The following is a 23,291-nucleotide window of genomic DNA, read 5'->3' as shown; positions in this document are numbered from 1 at the left end:
GCCTGAGCGTCTGCCGGGTTCTCCTCGTGGGCGGCTGCCGGTTCGTCGTGGTCGGGCGCGCAGTTCCCCGCGCCCCTTTCAGCCGTGCAGCGGGCGGCCGGGCCCGGGACCCGCTCCTGCTGGGACACGCCTGAGCGTCTGCCGGGTTCTCCTCGTGGGCGGCTGCCGGTTCGTCGTGGTCGGGCGCGCAGTTCCCCGCGCCCCTTCCAGGCGTGCAGCGGGCGGCCCGGGACCCGCGCTCCCCCCAGCCTCCCCCCCTCCTCCCCCCTCCGCGCCGTGCCGGGACACGCGCTGAGCGTCTGCCGGGTCGTCCTCATGGGCGGCTGCGGATTCGTCGTGGTGGGCGTGCAGCTCCCCGCCCCCCTTCGGGGCGTTCAGGAGGGCGGCCGGGCCCGGGTGCCGTTCTCGGTGGGGGTCAGGCGGGGGGCGTTCACCGCGTCGCTCTGCCTGGTGGGGTCCGTCGGGGGTGTGACGTTCACCGCTCCGGCCAGGGGGACTGGGCAGCTACGTTACCCACAAGTAGCATGGGGCTGAGCGCGCGCTCAGTGCATGCGTGCCGCAGCAGTGCCACCCCGCACCCTGGAGGAGAGCCATCGTGCCTCGTACCGTCAGGGACGTCGTCTTCGTCGACGGCGTCCGCACCCCGTTCGGCAAGGCGGGCCCGAAGGGCATCTACCACGAGACCCGCGCCGACGACCTCGTCGTGAAGGCGATCCGGGAGCTGCTGCGCCGCAACCCCGGCCTCGACCCGAAGAAGGTCGACGAGGTCGCGATCGCCGCGACCACCCAGATCGGTGACCAGGGCCTGACCATCGGCCGCACCGCCGGCATCCTCGCCGGCCTGCCCACCTCGGTCCCGGGCTACTCCATCGACCGCATGTGCGCCGGTGCCCTGACCGCCGTCACCACGGTGGCCGGCTCCGTCGCCTTCGGTGCGTACGACGTCGCCATCGCCGGCGGTGTCGAGCACATGGGCCGTCACCCGATGGGCGAGGGCGTGGACCCGAACCCGCGGTTCGTCAGCGAGAAGCTGGTCGACGAGTCCGCCCTGTTCATGGGCATGACCGCGGAGAACCTGCACGACCGCTACCCGCAGATCACCAAGCAGCGCGCCGACGAGTACGCGGTGCGTTCGCAGGAGAAGGCCGCCAAGGCGTACGCCAACGGCAAGATCCAGGCCGACCTGGTTCCGGTCTCCGTGCGCCGCACCAACCCGGAGGGCGGCGAGACCGGCTGGGGTCTGGTGACCGCCGACGAGCCGATGCGCCCGGGCACCACCCTGGAGAACCTCGCGGGCCTGAAGACGCCGTTCCGTGTCCACGGCCGGGTCACCGCGGGCAACGCGGCCGGCCTGAACGACGGCGCCACGGCCTCCCTCATCGCCTCCGAGGACTTCGCCCGCGAGAACGACCTCCCGGTGAAGATGCGCCTCGTCTCCTACGCCTTCGCGGGCGTCGAGCCGGAGGTCATGGGCTACGGCCCGATCCCGGCCACGGAGAAGGCCCTCGCCCAGGCCGGCCTGTCCATCTCCGACATCGGCCTGTTCGAGATCAACGAGGCCTTCGCCGTCCAGGTGCTGGCCTTCCTGGACCACTACGGCATCGCCGACGACGACGAGCGCGTCAACCAGTACGGCGGCGCCATCGCCTTCGGTCACCCGCTGGCCTCCTCCGGCGTCCGGCTGATGACGCAGCTGGCCCGCCAGTTCGAGGAGCAGCCGCACGTCCGCTACGGCCTGACCACCATGTGCGTCGGCTTCGGCATGGGCGCGACGGTCATCTGGGAGAACCCGCACTTCGAGGGGGACAAGTGAGCACCACCGCAGAGCTGTTGAAGGGTGCGGCCGAGCTGTTCCCGGGCGAGGTCGTCACGCAGGCGCACGTACGCCACTTCGACCTGCCGCTGGGTGCCGGGCGCTTCGCCCTGATCACCCTCGACAACGGTCACGACCACACCAAGCCGACCACCCTCGGCCCGCAGTCGCTGGCGAACATCGACGCCGCGATCGACCAGGTCGAGAAGGAGGCGGCGGACGGCGAGATCGTCGGCGTCGGCGTCACCGGCAAGCCGTTCATCTTCGCGGTCGGCGCCGACCTCAAGGGCGTCGAGCTGCTCAAGCGGCACGAGGACGCGCTCGCCATCGGCAAGGGCGGCCACGACGTCTTCAAGCGGCTGTCGAAGCTGGCCGTGCCGACCTTCGCGTACTACAACGGTGCCGCGATGGGCGGCGGTGTCGAGATCGGCCTGCACTGCTCCTACCGGACGGTGTCCGCGGCCCTCCCGGCGTTCTCGCTCCCCGAGGTGTTCCTGGGTCTGGTCCCGGGCTGGGGCGGCTGCACGCTGCTGCCGAACCTGATCGGCGCCGACAAGGCCGTCTCGGTGATCATCGAGAACAGCCTCAACCAGAACAAGCAGCTCAAGGGCAAGCAGGTCTACGAACTCGGCATCGCGGACGCGATCTTCGAGGGCGCCGACTTCCTGGAGCAGTCGCTGATCTGGACCGCGTCCGTCCTCAAGGGCGAGATCGAGATCGAGCGTCCGGTGATCGACCGGGGCGAGGCCTGGGACCAGGCGGTCGCCAAGGGCCGGTTCATCGCGGACGGCAAGGTGCACGGCGCCGCCCCGGCCGCCTACCGTGCCCTCGACATCATCGCCGCCGCCAAGAACGGCGACCTCCAGCAGGGCTACGACGCCGAGGACCAGGCCCTCGCCGACCTGATCATGGGCGGCGAACTGCGCTCCGGCATCTACGCCTTCAACCTGGTGCAGAAGCGCGGCAAGCGCCCGGCGGGTGCGCCCGACAAGTCGCTGGCCCGCCCGGTCACCAAGGTGGGCGTGGTCGGCGCCGGCCTGATGGCCTCGCAGCTCGCCCTGCTCTTCCTGCGCCGCCTGGAGGTGCCGGTCGTCCTGACCGACATCGACCAGGAGCGCGTCGACAAGGGTGTGGGCTACGTCCACGCCGAGATCGACAAGCTGCTCGGCAAGGGCCGGATCAACCAGGACAAGGCGAACCGCCTCAAGGCGCTCGTGAGCGGCGTCCTGGACAAGGCCGAGGGCTTCTCGGACGCGGACTTCGTCATCGAGGCCGTCTTCGAGGAGATGGGCGTCAAGCAGCAGGTGTTCGCGGAGGTCGAGGCGGTCGCCCCGGCGCACGCGATCCTCGCCACCAACACCTCCTCCCTGTCCGTGACGGAGATGGCGTCGAAGCTGAAGCACCCCGAGCGGGTCGTCGGCTTCCACTTCTTCAACCCGGTCGCGATCCTGCCGCTGCTGGAGATCGTCCGCGGCGAGCAGACCGACGACGCGTCGCTCGCGACGGCGTTCGGTGTCGCCAAGAAGCTGAAGAAGACCGCGGTGCTCGTGAAGGACGCCCCGGCGTTCGTCGTGAACCGCATCCTGACCCGCTTCATGGGCGAGATCCAGAACGTCATCGACGAGGGCACTCCCGTCGAGGTGGCGGAGAAGGCGGTGGAGCCGCTCGGCCTGCCGATGTCCCCGCTGGTGCTGCTGGAGCTGGTCGGCCCGGCGATCGGTCTGCACGTCTCGGAGACGCTCAACAAGGCGTTCCCGGACCGCTTCACGGTCTCCCCCAACCTCAAGGCGGTCGTCGAGGCCGGCAAGCGCGGCTTCTACGTCTACGACAGCGGCAAGCCCGAGCTGGACCCGGAGGTCGCCGCGCTGCTGAAGCAGGGCGACACCGTCCTCACCGAGGAGCAGGTCCGCGCCCGCGTCCTGGACGCGGTGGCCCAGGAGATCGGCCTCATGCTGGACGAGGGCGTCGTCGCCGAGGCCCAGGACATCGACCTCTGCCTGATCACCGGCGCCGGCTGGCCCTTCCACCTGGGCGGCATCACGCCGTACCTGGACCGTGAGGGCGTGGCCGAGCGGGTGAACGGCAAGCGGTTCCTGGAGCCGGGCGTGGCGAGCGTTCCCGCGTAGTCTCCGTACGCCGGCGAAGGGGCCCCCACCGCAAGGCGGGGGCCCCTTCTCGCGCCCTGGGACCGGTCAGTAGCCGAACTGCGACGCGCCCGCCGTGGCGTGCGCGACGGCGAACGGCACCAGGGTCGCCGGGGACTCGGTCCCCGCGGCGTCCACGGCGAACACCTCCACGGTGTGCCTGCCCTCCTGCCACGGCCACCCGGAGTCCCACGTCCACCGTCCGTCGACCGCGACCGGGCTCGCGCCCAGGAGCGTGCCGCCGGCCCTGAAGCCCACCTGCGCCGCCCCCCGCGCGAGACCGGTGAAGCGCACCGCCGTCCCCGCGATCTGCTCGTAGGCCCCGGGGGACTGGACCGTCGGGGCCTGCGGCAGCCCCTGCCCGTCCATGTGGGGCACCCCGGCCGGCGTCCCGGGCTGCGCCGGCATTCCGGTCATGGCGCCGGCCGCCGCACCGTCCACCGTGGTGAACGGGACGACGACTCCCTTGGTGTGGCCTCCGTTCGCGTCCCAGGCGACGGCCTTCACCAGGTGTTTGCCCTTGCTCCAGGGCTTGCTCAGCTTCCAGGACCAGGTGCCGTCCGCGGCCACGGACGGCGAGCCCAGGAACTTGCCGTGCTCCCACAGGCTCACGCGCACGGCACCGTTGGCGACGCCGGTGAAGTACACGCCGTCCGTCGGCAGTTCGGAGTTCGGTGCCGGATGGGTGACCACCGGCAGGGCGAGGTCGGTGGGCTTGTCCCGCGAGGTGTCGGACAGATAGGCCTCGATGGCCGACTTGTCGCGGTCAGGCTCCTCGTACCCGTTGCGCACCATGCCGAGCCGCGGGGGCAGCCCGTCGGCGAGCATGTTGATCAGGCCCATGAGGAAGGGGACGTTCCTCCTGGTGACCTCCGAGTGGCGGGTGATGTAGGGGGACTCGCTGTAGATGAAGTTGAAGTTCTCGTATCCCTGGAAGAGCCCGAGGAACGGTTCGACCTGCTCCTTGTACTGCTCGTCCTGCGGCGAGGAGAGCAGATAGATGTTGGCGTGCCGCCCGGCGCCCGAGCGCACCAGGTCGGGGAGGATCGCGTCGACCATCCGGACGTTCTCCGCCGGCGCTCCCTCTCCCAGCATGAACCGGGCGGTCTTCGGGTGGGTGGTCTTCACGTAGGTGCCGATGAGGAACTGCGGCACGATGGAGACGATGTTGCCGAACCCGTAGCGCATGCCGAAGTAGAGGGCCGCGCTGCCGCCCTTGGAGCCGCCCCACATCGTGACGCGGTCCGGGGTCAGGTCGAGGGCGTTCATCACCTTGGAGATGACCCCGATCACGGACTGCTCCAGGGAGAAGTCCATCCCCTCGCACAGGTAGTAGCTCCTCATGCCGCGGAACCGGTCGCGGATCCACAGGATGTTGGCCCGCACCGGGTTGAGGACGCCGTTCGACCAGCCGTAGTCGTCGGTGACGCCGAAGTTGGAGAAGACGACGACGAGATGGCGGTTGCCGCCCTTCGCGTGCGTGAACCGGTACTCGACGGGATACGCACCGGAGGTGTCGATCCCACTGATCAGCTCGCGTGCTTGCGGTGCTTTGGGCATGTGTGGCTTCCACTCAGGAGTTGTTCGACATCGGTCGCGGCGGCGGTCAGTACCGCGGCGTGAAATACCCGGCCGGTGCGGTGGCGGGGGTGACGGTGAAGGGGATCTGGGCGGGCGCGGACTCCATGCCGTTCGCGTCCACCGCGACGACCTCGACCAGGTGCGCGCCCTCCGGCCACGGCCAGCCCGGCTCCCAGGCCCAGGTACCGTCCGGCCGGAGCCCGTTCGCCCCGAGCAGGGCGCCGTTCTCCCGGAACCGGACCTGCACCGCGCCCGGGGCGATGCCGCGGAAACCTACCGCCGTTCCCGTCACCTGCTGGTGAGCCGCGGGCAAGGAGACGACAGGCGGTTGCGCCCGCGGGACGGCGGACCGCGCACCGGGCACGGCGTCCGCCGGTACCGCCTGGGCGGGTGCCGCCACGGCGTCCCCGTCCGTCGCCGTGAAGGGGACCTCCGTCGTCGCGGAGTGGAAGCCCGCCGGGTCCACCGCGAAGATCTTGACGCGGTGCTCCCCCGCGGCCCACGGCTTGGCCGGCTCCCAGAACCAGGTGCCGTCGGCCGCGACCGGCGGCGACCCGAGGAACTTGCCCTTCTCCCACAGGCTCACCCGCACCGCGCCCGGGGCGGACCCGGTGAACCGCGAGCCCGTCCGGGGCACCTGCCCGCCCATCGCCGGGACGGTCACCACGGGAGGCTGGAAGGTCCCCTTCTCCTTGACCTTGGCGGTCGCGCCGAGGAAGTCGTCGATGGCCGACGTGTCCCGGTCGGGCTCCTCGTAGCCGTGCCGGGTCAGGCCAAGCCTCGGGGTGATCCCCTCGACCAGCAGGTAGGCGATCCCCAGGAGTGGCGGCACGTTCCGCACGGTCACCTGGTTGTGCTCCTTGACGAACGGGGACTCGCTGTGGATGTAGTTGAAGTTCGGGTAGCGGCGCAGCAGTTCCAGGAAGGGCTCGACCTGGCTGCGGTACTGCTCGTCCTGCGGCGACGACACCAGGTAGATGTGTGCCTCGGGGTTGGCGCCCGCCCTGAGCAGGTCGGGGAGGATCGCGTCGAGGACCCGTGCGTTCTCCTCCGGCAGCCCCTCGCCCAGCATGGACCGGCCGACCTTGGGATAGGTCTCCCGTACGAAGGTGCCGATGCGGAACTGCGGAACACACGCGACGATGTTGCGGAACCCGTACCGCAGCCCGAAGTACAGGGCCGCGCTGGCACCCTTGGAACTGCCCCAGAGCGTCACGTCGTTCGGGGTCAGGCCGAGGGCCTTCACCACCTTCGCGATGAGGTCGATGACGGACCTCTCGACGGAGAAGTCCATCTCCCTGCACAGGTAGTAGGTGAGCCCGCCGTCGAAACGGTCACGGATCCAGAGGATGTTGGACCGCAGGTCGTCGAGGACACCGGTGGACCAGCCGTAGTCGTCCGGGGCCGCGAGGTTGGCGAACACCACCGTCAGGTGGCGGTTGCCCTTCTTGGCGTGGGCGAACCGGTACTCGACGGGGTGCGCACCGGACGTGTCGATCCCGGTGATGATCTGGCGCCCCTTCGACGCTGCTTTGGGCATGTGCGGCTTCCACTCGTGAGTCGTTCAGGATCGGCGGCCGTCGGCGGTCAGTACCGCGGCGTGAAGTACCCGGCGGGGGCGGACGCGGTCAGGACGGTGAAGGCGGCCGGGGCGGGTGGGGACTCCATGCCGTTCGCGTCCACCGCGACGACCTCGACCAGGTGCGGCCCCTCGGGCCACGCCCAGCCCGCGTCCCAGCCCCAGATCCCGTCCGGCGCGACCGCCACCGCACCCAGGTGCACGCCGTTCTCCCGGAAGCGGACCTGTACCGCGCCCGGCGCGGTCCCGTGGAACGCGACCGCCGTCCCGACCTGTTGCTGCGGTCCCGGGACGGAGACGACCGGCGGGTGGAGGACGGTGCCGGAGGGCACCGCCCCGGCTCCGGGGCCGGGGGCGGAGTCCACGACCGTGAAGGGGACCTCGACCCGGCTCGAGTGGAAGCCCGCCGGGTCCACCGCGAAGATCTTGACCAGGTGCTTGCCCTTGGCCCACGGCTTGGCCGGCTCCCAGAACCAGGTGCCGTCGGCCGCGACCTCCGGTGAGGCCACGAACTTGCCGTTCTCCCACATGCTCACCCGCACCGCCCCCGGGGCCAGCCCGGCGAAGCGGGGGTCGGTGACGGGGACCTCGCCGTTGTAGTCCGGGGTCGTCACCACCGGGGGCGGGAAGGCGTCGGCGTTCTGCACCTTGGAGGTGGAGGAGAGGTAGGCATCGATGTCCGACTGGTCGCGGTCGAACTCCTCGGCGGCGTGCCGCACGAAGCCCAGGCGGGGGGCGTAGCCGTCGGCCAGCAGGTTCAGCAGACCGACCAGCGCCGGCACGTTCCGCCTCGTCACCGTGGCGTGCCCGGTGATCGTCGGTGATTCGCTGTACATGAAGTTGAAGTTCTCGTACCCCTGGAACATGCCGAGGAACGGCTCCACCTGCACGGTGTAGTGCTCGTCCTGCGGCGAGGACAGCACGTAGATGTTGGCGCCGGGGTTCGCCTGCGCGCGCACCAGATCGGGGATGAGCGCGTCCAGGACCCGCGCGTTGTGCGCCTGTGCCCCTTCGCCGAGCATGTAGGCGGAGACCTTCGGGTGCCGCTTCTCCAGGGCGTCGCCGATGAGGAACTGCGGGACGATGGCCACGATGTTCCGGTAGCCGTAGCGCAGTCCGAAGTACAGCGCCGCGCTGCCGCCCTTCGACCCGCCCCACAGGGTGACCTGGTCCGGGGTGAGCCGCAGCGACCTCATGACGTTCGAGATGAGGGTCTGCACCGAGTCCGCCAGGCCGAAGTCCATGTTCCGGCACAGGTAGTAGGCGTTCATCCCGTCGAAGCGGTCGCGGATCCACAGGATGTTGGCGCGCACGTTGTCGAAGACACCGTTGGACCAGCCGTAGTCCTCGGGTGCCGAGAAGTTGGCGAACACGACGACGAGGTGACGGTTGCCGCTCTTGGCGTGCGAGAACCGGTACTCGACGGGGAACGCACCGGACGCCTCGATCCCGTTGAACAGCTTCCGCCCGCTTGAGGGTGCTTTGGACATGTACGGAACTCCAGTCTCAGGGGCAGATCGTCGTATTGGCGCCGAATCGTCTGATCGGTCATGATGTCGGGATGCCTCTCGTGGCCTCCACGCACCCGCCCCGCCTTCGCCGACGCCGCGCGCTGTTCGCCGTGGCCTCGGTGCTCGTTCTGTCGGCCGTCCTCGCCGCGGTGCCGCTCGTGCAGAACGCCACGGGCAGGACGCGGTCCCTCGCCGCGGACCGCACTCTGACGGTGGCGACCTGGAACATGTGCGGCGTCCGGCAGTGGGGTTGCGCGGACACCGGCAGTGCCGCCGCCAAGCGGCGGGCGGTGGAACGGCTCGTCGGCGCCGGGGCCGACGTCGTGCTGCTCCAGGAGGCCTGCGCCACACACGCCGAGTCGGTGCGCAAGGCACTCGGCAAGTCCTGGAAGCTGTCCTTCCGGCCCTACACCTGGCGCGACCGCGGCGGGCGCACCGGCACGGTCCCCTGCGAGGGACGCGGACTGGGCAGGGCCGGCCTCGCCCTTCTGTCGGCCCACCCGCTGTCCTCGGTACGGTCGGTGCCCTCGCTCCAGCCCTCGGTCGGACTGCGGCGGGGCATCCTGTGCGCGACCGTCGCGGCGTTCGACGTCCAGGTGTGCAACGCCCACCTGAGCGTTCCCGGCAGCGACCGGGCGCACCCCGACTGGGAGTACCGCGACGACCAGCTCGAGGCGCTCCTCGCGGCGGTGCCGCAGCGGCGCACCGTGTTCGGCGGCGACTTCAACCTGAACCCGCCGGGTGCCCGCAATCCGTCCAGCTGGGTGTGGCCGTCCGCCGCCTACCGTGCCTACCGGGAATGCGACCAGGCCTCCGCCTCCGACCGGTCGGGGCGCCCGACGCACGTGTCCGGCCACAAACTCGACTATCTCTTCACCGGGTTGCCCAGGTCCGGCTGCACGGTGCGCGACACCGGCGTCTCCGACCACCGGGCGCTGCTGATGCGGGTGGACACCGCCTGAGGCCACGCCGAAGGGGCGCTCGGCTCCCCCACCCTGAACGGGGGACGGACCGAGCACCGGGGACGCGGACGACGGTGCGGTCATGGAGCGTCGGCGCCGTCCGGCTGAGCCATCGGCGTCATACGATCGCGCCTTCGTAGGTCCGGCCGGCGGTGGGCGGCGTCTGCCCGACCGGTTCGGCCGGCTGCTGGAAGCCGGCCGGCATGAGCTGCGGTACCTGTGAGTGCGGCAGCTCGTGCGCGTACGGCTGCTGCGGGTACGACTGCTCCAGCTGCGGCGCGTGCGCCGGGGAGGGCTGCGCGGGCAGCGCGTTGACGACGCGGGCGGGGCCGGTCTCCGGGCGGGCCGCCCGGCGCGGCGCGGTGAACCAGTTTCCGGCGGGCCCCTGGATCGGCGTCATGGGCCGGACCGTCTGCGCCGTGTTCACGGTGCCGACGGCCGGTGCCAGCGCCTGCCCGGGCGCGAGGTCGCCGCCCGCCACCAGCATCCGGTCGGCGAGGCGCGCGGAGGCGTATCCGTCGTCCAGGTCGCAGAACTCGCGCTGGAACCAGCGGTAACGCTCGCCGTACGCCTCCTGGATCCGGTCGATCTGGCGGATGGCCGACACCAGGTCCTCCGAGGTGTAGAGGAGGGGGCCCGGGGCGCTGCTCTCGAAGTCGAAGTAGAAGCCGCGCAGGGTGTCGCGGTAGTGGTCGAGGTCGTAGGTGAAGAAGAGGATCGGCCGCCCGGTGTTGACGTAGTCGAACATCAGGGAGGAGTAGTCCGTGATCATCACGTCGGTGATCAGGGAGAGGTCGGCCATGTCCGGGTAGTCGGAGACGTCGAAGACGAATCCGTCGCCGGCGCCCGGCACCGGGTCCACCACGTTGGGGTGACGGCGGACCAGGAGGACGTGGTCGTCGCCCAGCCGGTCCCGGGCGTCCGCGAGGTCGATGCGGAAGTCGAGCTTGTACTTGCCGGGCGCGTAGTACTGGTCGTCGCGCCAGGTGGGGGCGTACATCACGACGCGCTTGCCCTCGGGCAGGCCGATCCGCCGCCGGATCTCCTGCTCCCGCCGCTCCATGCCGGGCAGGCGCAGGACGTCGTTGCGCGGGTAGCCGGACTCCACCATCTCGCCGGGGAAGCCGAAGGCGCGCTGCAGGATCGGGGTGGAGAAGCTGTTGGGCGAGACCAGCATGTCCCAGTTCTGCACCTCCTTCTCGACCCGTTCCAGGTAGCGCTGGTCGGCGAAGTGGATGGACTCGATGTCGTGGCCGATCTTCTTCAGCGGGGTGCCGTGCCAGGTCTGGACGACGATCTGGCCGTCCCGCCTCTGGAACCAGTCCGGGAGGTGGTTGTTGGCGACGACGTACCGGCTGGTGGCGAGGGCCTCGTACCACTCGGGCGACCACATGCGGATCGGGATCGCCGAGGGCGGCACCTGCACCTGGTCGTCGCGCACCACCCACAGGTGCTCGAGGTCGACACCGCGCCGGAGCAGTTCCTCGTGCAGCGCCCGCGGGCTGTCGGAGTACTGGGTGCCCTTGAAGGCGTCGAAGAGGACGGCCGGGCGCACCCTCTGCCGCCGGGCCGCCGGATACGCCTTGGTGCGCAGCAGCTTCTGGCGGTAGGGGCCCCGGGCGTTGTCGGGCATGGCCGAGTGGACGAGCAGGGACAGCCGGTCGTACGCCTCGGCCTGGAGCTCGTAGCGGCGCTCGTCCTCCTCGTACTCCTCCGGGAACGCGCGGACGAGGTCCTGTTCGATCTTCACCATCAGGTCTTCGAGGCGGTCCTCGCGGGCCACCGCCGACAGGTCCTGGCGTCGCAGGAAGAAGTCCCAGCGACCGGACGCGAGCGGGATGTCACCGGCCAGCGTCCGCATGGCGGCGGGGGTGAGGACGCAGCGGAACTCGTTGCCGTTCCACTGCAGCGGGACGTCACGCTCGGCGCCGTGCGCGCGGGAGCGCACCACGATGTGCGCGTCCTGGTACTCCTGTGGCGACAGCCGGTCCGCGGCCAGGTACCGGCCGTGGATCTCCAGCGCGCCGTCCTCGTGCCAGGCGAACGCCGTCGCGGTGGGGAGGGTGGCGCGCTCGAAGAGCACGAGGTATCCGGAGCCGTTGCGGTGGACGACGACCTCGCGGTCGCCCTCCCGGGTCTGCAGCGAGGCGGGCATGCGGTAGTGCCCGTCCGGCGTGTCCTCCGCCATGACGGGATACATGGTCATCTTGCGGCCCTCCACGTGGAGGGTCGTCTTCCAGCCGTTGCTGCCCATGCTCCAGGACTGCGGGATGTCCGTGTCCGCCTGGGCGTCGGCGCGGAAGCCGGGGACGAGGGAGCGCAGCGGGAGCCGGGCCGCGAAGGTGCACCAGCCCTCTCCGCCGGGGGTGAAGTACACCTTGCCGTCGTGCCGGCCCGCGCCGCTGAGGCTGGTGACGCGGAGCTTGCCCCACTCGGGCACCTTCGGGCCGAGGTACACCCCGCGCAGCTCCAGTTGGTCACCGACCAGGCGGTGGCTCGTGATCCGGCACCGCACGACCTCCACGCGGAGCTTCAGCTTGCCCTGGAGGAAGACCGGAAGGATGCGGGTGTTCTTGTCGACGTACTTGTACGGGGGGTTGGCGGCGCTGCCCGCGCCGCCCCGGTCGATGCCGCGGTAGCGGAACAGGCCGCGGCTGAGGACGCCGGCGGCCACGTCCCAGGTGCCCTCGACCCACTGGCCCTTGCGCTTCAGGCGGGTGGTGTCGATCCGGGCCTCGAAGCCGGCCCAGTCGTAGCAGTAACGATTCTGGTTGGAGTGCTCGGTGGCCTGCGGCGCGTAGGTGGTCTTCGCCGTGGTGATCACCATCCGGCCCTGCTTCTTGTTCCGCAGGGCGATCGCCTTCACCGACATGTGCTTCTTGTGCACGTTGATGAAGCGCACGTAGGCGGTGCCGGTGAGGGTCAGCAGGTCGCCGTTGGTGCTCCAGCGGGCACCGCTGAGCGAACCGTGCAGGGAGAGTTCCTTGTCGAGCCGGAACGCCTTCTTGTCGAGGCCGACCTCCCGGTCCCCGAGGTAGGGGTACTTGAGGTAGCGGTGCCAGCGCCGCTGGACGGGCATGGGTCCGCCGCGGCGCTCGAACTCGATGACGTCCAGAAGTTCGGCCAGCCGGCCCTCGCGCACCAGCAGCCACTTGACCCGGGCGTCCGCGGGCAGTTCGTCGATGATGGTGAGGTCGGCCTCGTCGAGGAACTCGTTGGCCCACTGCATGAAGGCCTGCCGGTACTCCTCGTCCGCGTCCGGCAGCACCTTCAGGTGCAGCATGAGGTCGGACTTCAGGCAGGCGAGGTCGTACTTGCGCTTGCTCTCCTCGTACTGGCGCGAGCGCCGTTCCGCCAGGAAGCGGCTGACCGACTGCACCGCGGCGACCCGGTCGCGCAGGTTGGACAGCTCACTGTGGCGCTGGGTGATGGACGGCGCGGCCCCGCCGTCGCGCCGGCGCCAGAAGTAGACGATGTCGGTGATGACGTCGACCTTGGCGGCGCGGAAGTGGGCGTACATGTTGACCCAGGAGTCCTCGTACATGACGCCCTCGGGGAACTCGATGAAGTGGTAGTCCCAGAAGGACCGCCGGAACATCTTGTTCCAGACGGTGCGGTCGTAGATCAGGGCCTCGAACCGGGTGATGTGCGTGCCGCGCCGGTTCTTCTGCATCGGGCCCTTGTGCAGCGGCGACTGCCACTTCTTGGTGGAGTTCATCATCTGCACGTTGCCCGAGACGAAGTCCGAGTCGGACTCCTCCAGCGTGCGGATCAGCAGGCCGTACGCGTACTCGGGGATGACGTCGTCCCCGTCGACGAAGGCCAGGAACTCGCCCTGGGGGTGCATGGCCCGCAGCCCGGTGTTGCGTGCGTGGCCCGGGCCGTGCGCCTCCTGGCGGATCATCCGGAAGCGCGGATCGGCGGCACAGAAGTCGGCGGCGATCCGCGAGGAGCCGTCGGTGGAGCCGTCGTCGACGAGGATCACCTCGAAGTCGCGGAACGACTGGCGCGCGATCGACTCCAGGCACTCGGCGAGATAGGTCTCGACGTCCTGGAAGGGCACGACAACGCTCAGACGCGGACGATCCACCAACTCGTACTCCTACCAAGACATTTCGCCCAGCGGGCCACCAACAGTCCGTACTGGACGCCCCACCCCTACCTGGTGTACCCGCGGCCCCCTCCACCGCCTTGGCTTCACCGGCACCTCTGACCGCCGAGAAAGCCCCCCTTCACCACGGTCACAGGTTTGCCACATCTTATGTCACCCTTAAGGATGGTCAAGGCCAGTTAATGTGGCGTCCATCGCTGTAACGCGCTAAGGTTCCCGGCTCGTAAAGTCACTATGGGTCGGCGCATATAGTTCTGGCACTGACACGACCGCATAGTGGGCCGGTCTCCCCCCACCCGGGCCCTGCGACTCCGCTGCGCGGAGCCCGTGAGGAGAGGAACCGAACAGCATGTCACACAGTGCCACGACGGAGTCCCGGCGTGCCCGCCGGGCCGCGCCGCCCGGCGGCGGTCGCCGCGCGCAACGCGGCCGGAGGCGCTGGGGACGCATCGTCCTGCTGGCCTTCCTCGTCCTCCTGCTCGCCGCCGGCGGCACCGGTTACTGGCTCTACAACGGCCTGAACGGGAACATCGACGGCGTGGACCTGAACAAGGCCCTCGGCGACGACCGCCCCGAGAAGCTGCCGACGTCGGGACAGAACCTGCTGGTCCTGGGGTCGGACTCGCGTGCCGGTGACAACGCCTCGCTCGGTACCGGCCAGGTCTCCGGCGCCCGTTCGGACACCGCCCTGGTGGTGCACATCCCCGAGGGCCGCAAGCAGGCCGTCGCCATCAGCATCCCGCGCGACACCCTCGTCACCCGCCCGGAGTGCACCAAGTCCGACGGGTCCGCGCTCCCGGAGGCGAAGCGCGTGATGTTCAACTCCGTGTACTCGCTGGCGGGACCCGCCTGCGTGGTCAAGACCGTCGAGAAGATGTCCGGCGTCCGCATGGACCACTACATGGAGATCGACTTCGCCGGCTTCAAGGGACTGGTCGACGCCATCGGCGGCGTGACCGTCACCGTCGACGAGCCCATCAAGGACAGCTCCAGCGGCCTCGACCTCAGCGCAGGCACCCACACCCTGGACGGCACCCAGTCCCTGGCGTTCGTGCGGACCCGGCACGGGGTCGGCGACGGCAGCGACCTCGGCCGCATCGGACTGCAGCAGCAGTTCCTGATCGCGCTGCTGAGCGAGGTCAAGCGACAGGACCTGCTGGGCAGCCCCACCAAGACCTACAAGATCGCCGACACCCTGACCTCGGCGCTCACCACCGATTCCGAGCTGGCCTCGCTGACCAGCCTGGCGGACTTCGCGCGCAGCATGAACGGGGTCGACCCCGCGACCATGGAGACGATCATGCTGCCGGTGGCGTACGACAAGACCGATCCGAACCGGGTCGTGGCCGCCGAGCCGCAGGCCACTCAGTTGTGGAAGGCCGTCCGCTCGGACTCCGAGATCCCCGAGTCCGCGAAGAAGTCGCCCGCGGCGGGCGGCTGACCCGCCGTCCGTCACCTCGCGACGGCGTCGGCCGCTCGGTTGCGGGTGCCGCGGACCAGGTCGCGGGAAACCAGCGGTGGCTTGTCTGGGCCGCCGACCGACGACGCCGCTGCCGCCCTTCAGAAGTGGGAAGGCCTGCCGGACCCCCGCGTCAGCGACGGGGTCCGGCGGTCACCCCCTAGTACGCGAGGGTGTGCCACCGGGCGAGAGTGAGGCCGGCGCCGTCCTCCTGTCGGGCCACCTTCGGCGCGCCGTCGGGTCCGACCAGCGCCATCACCACCCGCCCGCGGCCGTCGCGCGCGAGTGCGGGAACCCCCTGGCAGGACTCGGCCAGCGCGTACCACCAGAATCCGCCGGCCTCGTTCTCGGTGCCGCCCATGCCGAGCACGACGGAGCCGTCCCGGTCCCGGTAGGCGAGCACGACGCAGTCGTAGCCGTCCACCGTCGTACGCAGGGAGGCGTACGGGTGCCCGGCCGGCGACCCGCCCAGCGCGGCGGGCCAGTCGCCCGCCCGCCAAGCCGCCGCGCCACCGCTGTCGGCGTCGGTCCAGAAGAACGTGGCACGGTCCGGGCCGGTCTCCAGCGCGGTGACCGTGCCCGGCGCCGGACGCAGCGCGAAGCCCCGGGGGCCGTCGAAGTCGCCGCCGGGTTCGGTCTGACGCCAGACGAACATGCCCGGAGCCGCGGCAGCGCAGACCTCCAGCCGTCCCCCGGCGAGGGCGATCGGCGCGGGCGCGGCGTCGATGCCGCTGCCCTGCAGATCCTCCCAGGCCCGCCACTTGCCGGTCGGGGACTCGCGGCGCAGTGCCAGCCCGCCGTTGGCGTTCCGCACGAAGACGTGCACGGTGCCGTCGGCCGCGACCGCCCCGACCGGCGCCCCCAGTTCGCGGCCCTGCTCACGGTCCCGGTGCGGGTTGCCGAGCGAGCGCCATTCGGTGACGGCCAGTCCCGTCTGGTACTGGATGGCGTGCACGACGTCCACGCCGAGCGCGCCGTCGGCACGCTCCCGCTCCCTGCGGCCGAGGAAGTGGACATAGGTGTCCGCGCCCTGCGTCACCGTCAGATGGGTCAGTCCCGCGACGGCCACGAAATGCGGTCCGCTCCACGCGGGGCCGCCCACGGTGGTCTCCGTCCAGCGCAACAGGCCGCCGTCGGTGGGCACGTAGAGGCTGAGCCGGCCGTCCCTTCCCAGCGTCAGCCAGTCGCCGTGGGCCGACCCGGCCGTGTCCTGAGCCCGCTCCACGGCGCCCGGCCCGACCTGGCGGGCGGCGCCGACGGGGCCTGCCGACCTTCTCCGCATGGCCTGGTGCACCTTCCTCAAGCCCGCCGTGTCACGGACAGTGTCACGGCCGGCGACCCTAGAACGCGGAACATCATATGCCGTTCGTTCATCAGTTCCCCATGGCTCGGTCACCGGGCCGTTGAAGCGACGTCAGACGGCTTGCCAGGCCCCGAGCGCAAGCCCCGGCTCGTCCTTGCGGCGGCTCACCAGGAGCTGTCCCGTCGACGGTGACAGGCTCGCCGCCACCAGCCGGCCGTCGGCGTCCAGTGCCAGGGACACCACCGCGTCCGCCGGCAGCGCAGGGCCCGACTCCGTCCACGCCGCGCCGGCCGCCTCCTGTTCCGCGGGGTACGCGGCGAAGGCGACGCGGCCGCCGGCCGAACGCTGGGCGAGCAGCGTGCAGTCGTGGCCGTCGATCTCGCAGCGGACGGCGGCGAGCGGGCCGGGGCCGGCGGCGGTCACCAGGGGCATCACCTTCTCCCCCGGGCGCCAGGCGCACAGTTCGCCGGTGTCGTCGTCGGTGAAGAAGAGGGTCGTGCTCTCGTCGGACGTGGCGAGCGCGCGGAGGGTGCCCGGGCGGACCGTCGCGTCGATCCCCTCCTGCGGCACCGGACGCGCGCCCGGCTTCTCCTGCCGCCAGTGCATGACCCCGCCGGGGACGGCCGCGTACAGCTCGACCAGTCCGGACCGGCCGGTCACCGCCGCGGGCTGCTCCTGGACGTCACGTCCCTTCAGGTCCCGCCAGGGCTCCCAGCCGCCCTTCTCCTTCTGGGCGAGCATGCTCATGCCACCGCCCCCGTTGCGCACGAACAGGTGGGCGCGGCCCTGTGCGTCGACCGCGACGGCCGGTGTTCCGGTGCGGTCGCCCTGCTTGTTCGGGTGGCCGGCCGGCTGCCAGTCCAGGGGTGCGAGCAGCGGCCTGAAGTGCGTGGAGTGCACGAGTGCAGCAGTGCCGGTCCCCGTGGGGCGCCACGCGACCAGATGGGTGTAGCCGTCGGCGCCCCGGCCGACCGCGAGGCCGGGGTGCAGTTCCTGGTCGCCGCCGATCCTGCGCGGAGCCTCCCAGGCACCGCCGGGTACGCGTTCGGCACGCCACAGGGCGGCGCCGTCCGACGGGAGGTAGACACTGAGGCGGCCGTCGCGGCCGAGGAGAAGCCAGTCGCCGTTCACCGGATCACTCTAAGCGGGGGCGGTCGGACCTCGCCGACCGGGTACGACGTGCCGGGGAGGCCCGTGCGACCCTGTGCGGCATGGACGACAACGCAGCCCTGCTGGTGATCGTCGACGCCGCGAACGTCGTCGGGTCGGTGCCCGACGGCTGGTGGCGGGACCGGCGCGGAGCCGCGGAGCGGCTGCGGGACCGGCTGGCGCAGGACGGGGTTCCCGGGCAGCCCGGACCGGTGGAGATCGTCCTCGTCGTCGAGGGCGCCGCCCGTGGCGTGGACTCGGTGCCCGGCGTGCGGGTGGAGTCCGCGTCCGGCAGCGGGGACGACCACATGGTCGAGCTGGTCACGCGGGCCGGCGACCGCCCCGTCCTGGTCGTGACGGCCGACCGCGAACTGCGCCGCCGGGTGACGGAACTGGGCGCGGAGGTGGCGGGTCCGCGTACGGTCCGGCCGTCGTGACCCCGGACACCCCGAAACCGGACGCCACGCCGAGGACGCCGGCCGCGCTCGGCCGGCACCCGGGTCCTGCGCCCGGCCCGTGTCATGCCCGTCCCCGTCTCCCCGCCCGCTCGTACAGCACCGCCCCGTCCACCGTCCCCGCCTCCTCGTATCCCGCCGCCAGCAGCCGGCGCAGGCTCGGCAGCCGGTCCGGCGCGTACGGCTTGCCGCGGGAGTCGTCGACGATCAGGGCCGGCGGGTGCGTGGCCAGTTCCTCGCGGAAGACCGTCCAGCCGCCCTCGACGGCGTACGGCTCCCCGGTCCGGGTGCCGTCGCGGCCGCCGCTGTAGTTGGTGAGGAGTCCCGCGGTGAGGTAGCGGCTGGCCGGGGTGCGGCCGGCCAACCAGTACGCCTCGGGGTGCATGCCCCAGAACAGGACCCGCTCGCCGGGACCGGTGCGGTGGGCGGCGGCGTCCGCGAGGCGGCGTGCGTGATCGAGCTCCGTGCTGGGCGCGAGCAGGCCCCAGGTCAGGAACAGGGCGCAGCAGCAGGCCGTGGCCAGGACCGGGCCGGGCAGGCGGTCCCGCGGCAGGGCGCGCAACGCGGCCGTGGCGAGCAGGGCCAGCGGCGGCAGCAGCTGCAGGTAGTAGTGGCCGAAGAAGTGCAGGCCCACCGCGACCGCCCCGGCCGACGCGGCGAGCCACAGCCACAGGTCGGTGGTGCCGGTGCGGGCGGCGTGCCGGTTCCGTACGAGGGACGGGAGGAAGCCCGCGCAGGCGACCGCGAGGATCGCGGCGTTGCCCAGGGCGCGGCCCGCGATGTGGAGGACGGAGCCGCCCAAGGACGCGTACGTGCCCGATCCCGTGACCGTCCAGAAGAGGAAGCCCGCCGGGTCCGTGACCAGCGCCGCGGCCAGTACCGGCGCCGCCGCCCCCGCAATCACCCGCACCGGTCCGTCCCGCCGGGCGCCGCACAGCCACAGCACCGGCAGCAGGACCGCCCCGCCGGTCTGCTTGGCCAGGAACGCGCAGCCGACGGCGAGGCCGGCCGCGCCCCAGCGGCGGCGGTCGGCGCACCACATGGCGGCCGCCGTACACGGCAGTATGAACACCTCGAAGGCGGCCGCCTGCGCGTCCTCCGGGTTGAGTCCGACGGAGATCAGCAGGTACAGCACCCCGGCCGTGCGCCCCGCGGTGTCGCCCCAGCGGCGCCGGGCGAGGGAGGCGAGCGCCACGGCGGTGGCGAGCTGGGCGAGGACCGCCAGGATCCGCACCGACGTCAGGGACTCGGGACCGGCCAGCGCGAACGCGGCCTGGTACAGCCACGGCACCAGCGGCGGCTTGCGGTCGACGACCGTCCCGTACAGCTCACCGCCGTGCGCCAGCATGCCTGCCTGGACGGCGAGATAGCCCTCGTCCGGGTTCCACAGCGGACGCGTGAACGACGGGATGCGGGTGACACAGGCCAGCACCGCGAGCAGCGGCAGCAGGCGCGTCCAGTAGCCGGCACCGGCACCCGCTTCGGATACGGAAGGTGACGGCGCGACGGTCTGGGCGGGCATGCGCAGACGCTATCCGGCCCAGCAATTACTCTCCAAACAGGCATACGCCGTCATTTCGACCCGCCGGGACGACTACCGAGCGTCTCCGCCCGACGGCTTGGACAGGTCGGGACCGGTGAACTCACCGCGCCCCAGACGGCTGTGGGAGCGGCCGTAGAGGAAGTACACGACGACGCCGATCGCCATCCACACCGCGAACCGCACCCAGGTCTCGGCGGGCAGGTTCAGCATCAGCCACAGCGAGGCCGCCACCGACACGATCGGGAGCAGCGGAACCAACGGGGTGCGGAAGGCGCGGGGCAGGTCGGGCCGGGTCCGCCGCAGGATGATCACGCTGATCGCGACGATGACGAAGGCGAACAGCGTGCCGATGTTCACCAGCTCGGCGAGTTCGCTCAGGCTGGTGAAGCCCGCCACGATCGCGATGATGACGCCGAGCAGGATGGTCGGCCGGTACGGCGTCTTGAACCTCGGGTGGACGACGGAGAAGAAGCGGGGCAGCAGTCCGTCACGGCTCATCGCGAAGAACACCCGGGTCTGGCCGAGCAGCAGGATCATGCTCACCGTGGTGAGGCCGACGGCGGCGCCGAAGCTGATCACGCCGGAGAAGAAGGGATGCCCGGTGGCCTTGAACGCGTCGGCGAGCGGGGCGTCGACGGACAGCCTGCTGTAGTGCTGCATGCCCGTGACGACGATCGACACGAGGACGTACAGAACGGTGCAGATGAACAGGGAGCCGAGAATGCCTCGGGGCATGTCGCGCTGCGGGTTCTTGGTCTCCTCGGCCGCCGTGGCGACGATGTCGAAGCCGATGAAGGCGAAGAAGACGACGGACGCGGCGGTGAAGATGCCCATGACGCCGAAGTCGGCGGGCGCCCACCCGAACATCAGCTGGATCAACGGGGAATCCAGGCCGCGGCCGGCCTCCTGCGGCTTGGACTCGGGGATGAACGGGTCGTAGTTGGAACCCTCGATGAGGAACGCTCCCGCGACGATCACGATGAGGACGACGGCGACCTTGATGGCGACGACGATCGAGGTGATCCGCGCCGACAGCTTCATGCCGAGGACGAGGATGACGGTGAGGATCAGCACCAGGACGGCGGCGAGGATGTCGAAGCCGAAGCCCTCGGTGCCCTCCCGGCCGCTGAGCGCCTCGGGCATCTGCCAGCCCACGTTGTCCATCAGCGAACGGATGTAGCCGGACCAGCCGACGGCCACCACCGCCGTGCCGAGCGCGAACTCCAGGACCAGGTCCCAGCCGATGATCCAGGCGGGCAGCTCGCCGAGCGAGGCGTAGGAGAAGGTGTAGGCGGAGCCGGCCACCGGCACCGTGGACGCGAACTCGGCGTAGCAGAGCGCCGCGAGCGCGCAGACGACACCGGCGACCACGAAGGACAGGGCGACCGCCGGGCCGGCGTTGTTCTTCGCGACGGTTCCGGTCAGCACGAAGATGCCGGTGCCGATGATGACACCGACGCCGAAGACGGTCAGATCCAGCGCGGACAGGGATTTCTTGAGCGCGTGCTCGGGTTCCTCGGTGTCCCGGATGGACTGCTCGACGTTCTTCGTCCTGAAGAGGCTGCTGCTCACGGGTCCTCCCACGCTTGTCGTCCTCGACATGATCGAGAGGGGGCCTAGTGCGTATGCCCCGGCGCGGGTGGAATCACGCGGATGGGCCGGTCTCACCACTGCAACGAGTGGAGAGACCGGCCCATCGGCGGTACACCGGTCGCGGTACCTCAGTCGCGCGCGGCCTCCACCGAGTCCGCCTCGGCGCCCGGGCGCTCGTACCGGGCGCCGTCGAGCTTGGCGACCAGACCGGTGACCTGACGGGCGATGTCGGGCGCGGTGAGCCCGATCTCGGCCAGCACCTCGGCGCGGGAGGCGTGGTCGAGGAAGCGCGGCGGGATGCCGAAGTCGCGCAGCGGTACGTCGACTCCCGCGTCCCGCAGGGCCTGGGCGACGGCGGAGCCGACGCCGCCGACGCGGGAGTTGTCCTCGACGGTGACGACCACGCGGTGCCGCTCGGCGAGCGGGGCCATGGCCTCGTCGACGGGCTTGACCCAGCGCGGGTCGACGACGGTGGTGGAGATGCCCTGCTTGTTCAGCAGGTCGGCGATCTCCAGGCACATCGGGGCGAGCGCGCCGACGGAGACCAGCAGCACGTCCGGGGTGTCGGTGCCGGGTGCGCGCAGCACGTCCATGCCGCCGACGCGGCCGACGGCGGGAACGGCGGGGCCGACCGCGCCCTTGGAGAAGCGCACCACGGTCGGTGCGTCGTCCACCGCCACGGCCTCGCGCAGCTGGGCGCGGACCTGTTCGGCGTCGCGCGGGGCGGCGAGCCTCAGGCCGGGGACGACCTGGAGGATCGACATGTCCCACATGCCGTTGTGGGAGGCGCCGTCGGTGCCGGTGACGCCGGCCCGGTCCAGCACGAACGTCACGCCGCACTTGTGCAGGGCCACGTCCATCAGCACCTGGTCGAAGGCGCGGTTGAGGAAGGTGGCGTAGACGGCGAAGACCGGGTGCAGGCCGCCGTGGGCGAGGCCCGCCGCGGAGACGGCGCCGTGCTGCTCGGCGATGCCGACGTCGTAGACCCGCTCGGGGAACGCCTTGGCGAACTTGTCGAGGCCGACCGGCTGGAGCATGGCGGCGGTGATGGCGACGATGTCCTCGCGCTCCTCGCCGAGCCGGACCATCTCGTCGCCGAAGACGGACGTCCAGTCGGCGCCGGAGGTGGAGATCGGCAGACCGGTGTCGGGGTGGATCTTGCCGACGGCGTGGAAGCGGTCGGCCTCGTCCTGCAGGGCGGGCTGGTAGCCGCGGCCCTTCTCGGTGAGGCAGTGCACGATGACCGGGCCGCCGAAGCGTTTGGCGCGGGTGAGTGCGGACTCCAGGGCCTCGATGTCGTGGCCGTCGATGGGGCCTACGTACTTCAGGCCGAGGTCCTCGAACATGCCCTGCGGGGCGATGAAGTCCTTCAGGCCCTTCTTGGCGCCGTGCAGGGTGTCGTACAGCGGGCGGCCGACGACCGGGGTGCGCTCCAGGACCTCCTTGGTGCGGGCCAGGAAGCGCTCGTAGCCGTCGGTGGTGCGCAGGGTCGCGAGGTGGTTGGCGAGGCCGCCGATGGTCGGGGCGTAGGAGCGCTCGTTGTCGTTGACGACGATGACGAGCGGGCGGTCCTTGGCGGCGGCGATGTTGTTCAGCGCCTCCCAGGCCATGCCGCCGGTGAGGGCGCCGTCGCCGATGACCGCGACGACGTGGCGGTCCCGGTGCAGGAGCTCGTTGGCCTTGGCGAGGCCGTCGGCCCAGCCGAGGACGGTGGAGGCGTGGCTGTTCTCGATCACGTCGTGCTCGGACTCGGCCTGCGAGGGGTAGCCGGACAGGCCGCCCTTCATCTTCAGCCTGGAGAAGTCCTGCCGGCCGGTCAGCAGCTTGTGCACGTAGGACTGGTGGCCGGTGTCCCAGAGCACCTTGTCCTTCGGAGAGTCGAAGACGCGGTGCAGGGCGAGGGTGAGCTCCACCACGCCGAGGTTGGGGCCGAGGTGGCCGCCGGTCTTGGACACGGCTTCGACGAGGAAGGTCCGGATCTCCTCTGCCAGCTGGTCCAGCTCCTCCAGGCTGAGCCGGTCCAGATCGCGCGGTCCCGTGATGCGGGTCAGCAGCGGCACCCGTGCCTCCTTGCAGTAGAGCTGTTCG

14 protein-coding genes are annotated in these 23,291 nt (G+C 71.0%); 5 read left to right on the top strand and 9 right to left on the bottom strand.

Features of this window, described 5'->3' with window-relative positions; translation table 11 throughout:
- Positions 1-595 precede the first annotated feature (595 nt).
- Together IE260_RS03335 and IE260_RS03330 are read left to right on the top strand one after the other, a co-directional pair.
- A complete protein-coding gene (locus IE260_RS03335) occupies positions 596-1,813 on the top strand; it encodes a thiolase family protein (protein ID WP_189868918.1) in 1,218 nt (405 codons plus the stop codon).
- Positions 1,810-3,939 (top strand): 3-hydroxyacyl-CoA dehydrogenase NAD-binding domain-containing protein, encoded by a 2,130-nt coding sequence (locus tag IE260_RS03330; RefSeq protein WP_189868917.1) that lies wholly within the window; start codon positions 1,810-1,812, stop codon positions 3,937-3,939. The genes IE260_RS03335 and IE260_RS03330 overlap by 4 nt, the downstream gene beginning before the upstream one ends.
- Before the next feature lie 66 nt (positions 3,940-4,005).
- Here IE260_RS03330 and IE260_RS03325 read toward each other — a convergent pair whose 3' ends face one another.
- From IE260_RS03325 to IE260_RS03315, 3 genes are read right to left on the bottom strand one after another with little or no spacing between them, the layout of a single operon-like run.
- Positions 4,006-5,517, bottom strand: a complete 1,512-nt coding sequence (locus tag IE260_RS03325) for a hypothetical protein (RefSeq protein WP_189868916.1) — start codon at positions 5,515-5,517, stop codon at positions 4,006-4,008.
- 46 nt (positions 5,518-5,563) lie between these two features.
- A complete protein-coding gene (locus IE260_RS03320; RefSeq protein ID WP_189868915.1) occupies positions 5,564-7,078 on the bottom strand; it encodes a hypothetical protein in 1,515 nt (504 codons plus the stop codon).
- Positions 7,079-7,125: 47 nt separating this feature from the next.
- Positions 7,126-8,607, bottom strand: a complete 1,482-nt coding sequence (locus tag IE260_RS03315) for a hypothetical protein (protein ID WP_189868914.1) — start codon at positions 8,605-8,607, stop codon at positions 7,126-7,128.
- Between the two features lie 71 nt (positions 8,608-8,678).
- On the opposite strand from IE260_RS03315, the gene IE260_RS03310 reads away from it, so the two are divergent.
- Positions 8,679-9,590, top strand: coding sequence for an endonuclease/exonuclease/phosphatase family protein (locus tag IE260_RS03310; RefSeq protein WP_189868913.1), 912 nt, complete (start codon positions 8,679-8,681; stop codon positions 9,588-9,590).
- Between the two features lie 118 nt (positions 9,591-9,708).
- Here IE260_RS03310 and IE260_RS03305 read toward each other — a convergent pair whose 3' ends face one another.
- Positions 9,709-13,680, bottom strand: coding sequence for a bifunctional glycosyltransferase/CDP-glycerol:glycerophosphate glycerophosphotransferase (locus tag IE260_RS03305; RefSeq protein ID WP_229880386.1), 3,972 nt, complete (start codon positions 13,678-13,680; stop codon positions 9,709-9,711).
- A 370-nt stretch (positions 13,681-14,050) separates the two neighbouring features.
- On the opposite strand from IE260_RS03305, the gene IE260_RS03300 reads away from it, so the two are divergent.
- Positions 14,051-15,142 carry an LCP family protein gene (locus tag IE260_RS03300; protein ID WP_189868911.1) on the top strand — a complete coding sequence of 364 codons (1,092 nt, stop codon included), beginning with the start codon at positions 14,051-14,053 and terminating at the stop codon, positions 15,140-15,142.
- A gap of 178 nt (positions 15,143-15,320) precedes the next feature.
- On the opposite strand, the gene IE260_RS03295 is transcribed toward IE260_RS03300, so the two are convergent.
- Positions 15,321-16,442, bottom strand: a complete 1,122-nt coding sequence (locus tag IE260_RS03295) for a PLL family lectin (RefSeq protein WP_189868910.1) — start codon at positions 16,440-16,442, stop codon at positions 15,321-15,323.
- Positions 16,443-16,574: 132 nt separating this feature from the next.
- Positions 16,575-17,594, bottom strand: a complete 1,020-nt coding sequence (locus tag IE260_RS03290) for a PLL family lectin (protein WP_189868909.1) — start codon at positions 17,592-17,594, stop codon at positions 16,575-16,577.
- Positions 17,595-17,674: 80 nt separating this feature from the next.
- Here IE260_RS03290 and IE260_RS03285 point away from each other — a divergent pair, with 80 nt between their 5' ends.
- A complete protein-coding gene (locus tag IE260_RS03285) occupies positions 17,675-18,049 on the top strand; it encodes a PIN domain-containing protein (RefSeq protein ID WP_189868908.1) in 375 nt (124 codons plus the stop codon).
- Positions 18,050-18,131: 82 nt separating this feature from the next.
- Here the strand turns inward: IE260_RS03285 and IE260_RS03280 are convergent, their stop codons facing one another.
- The 3 genes from IE260_RS03280 to dxs all read right to left on the bottom strand — a co-directional run bounded on the left by IE260_RS03280 (position 18,132) and on the right by dxs (position 23,263).
- Positions 18,132-19,589: an ArnT family glycosyltransferase gene (locus IE260_RS03280; RefSeq protein ID WP_189868907.1), complete on the bottom strand. Its 1,458-nt coding sequence runs from the start codon at positions 19,587-19,589 to the stop codon at positions 18,132-18,134.
- Positions 19,590-19,661: 72 nt separating this feature from the next.
- Positions 19,662-21,182, bottom strand: a complete 1,521-nt coding sequence (locus IE260_RS03275) for an amino acid permease (RefSeq protein WP_189868906.1) — start codon at positions 21,180-21,182, stop codon at positions 19,662-19,664.
- 149 nt (positions 21,183-21,331) lie between these two features.
- Positions 21,332-23,263 carry a 1-deoxy-D-xylulose-5-phosphate synthase gene (gene dxs / locus IE260_RS03270; protein ID WP_189868905.1) on the bottom strand — a complete coding sequence of 644 codons (1,932 nt, stop codon included), beginning with the start codon at positions 23,261-23,263 and terminating at the stop codon, positions 21,332-21,334.
- Positions 23,264-23,291 lie beyond the last annotated feature (28 nt).

Source organism: Streptomyces viridiviolaceus (assembly GCF_014650995.1).
Lineage (GTDB): Bacteria > Actinomycetota > Actinomycetes > Streptomycetales > Streptomycetaceae > Streptomyces > Streptomyces viridiviolaceus.
This window is presented reverse-complemented; position numbering and strand designations above follow the sequence as displayed.

Coding starts and splice junctions, on each gene's coding strand:
- IE260_RS03315 (WP_189868914.1), bottom strand. CDS start 8,607: ATGTCCAAAGCACCCTCAAGCGGGCGGAAGCTGTTCAACGGGATCGAG.
- IE260_RS03310 (WP_189868913.1), top strand. CDS start 8,679: ATGCCTCTCGTGGCCTCCACGCACCCGCCCCGCCTTCGCCGACGCCGC.
- IE260_RS03285 (WP_189868908.1), top strand. CDS start 17,675: ATGGACGACAACGCAGCCCTGCTGGTGATCGTCGACGCCGCGAACGTC.
- IE260_RS03325 (WP_189868916.1), bottom strand. CDS start 5,517: ATGCCCAAAGCACCGCAAGCACGCGAGCTGATCAGTGGGATCGACACC.
- IE260_RS03280 (WP_189868907.1), bottom strand. CDS start 19,589: ATGCCCGCCCAGACCGTCGCGCCGTCACCTTCCGTATCCGAAGCGGGT.
- IE260_RS03320 (WP_189868915.1), bottom strand. CDS start 7,078: ATGCCCAAAGCAGCGTCGAAGGGGCGCCAGATCATCACCGGGATCGAC.
- IE260_RS03295 (WP_189868910.1), bottom strand. CDS start 16,442: ATGCGGAGAAGGTCGGCAGGCCCCGTCGGCGCCGCCCGCCAGGTCGGG.
- IE260_RS03300 (WP_189868911.1), top strand. CDS start 14,051: ATGTCACACAGTGCCACGACGGAGTCCCGGCGTGCCCGCCGGGCCGCG.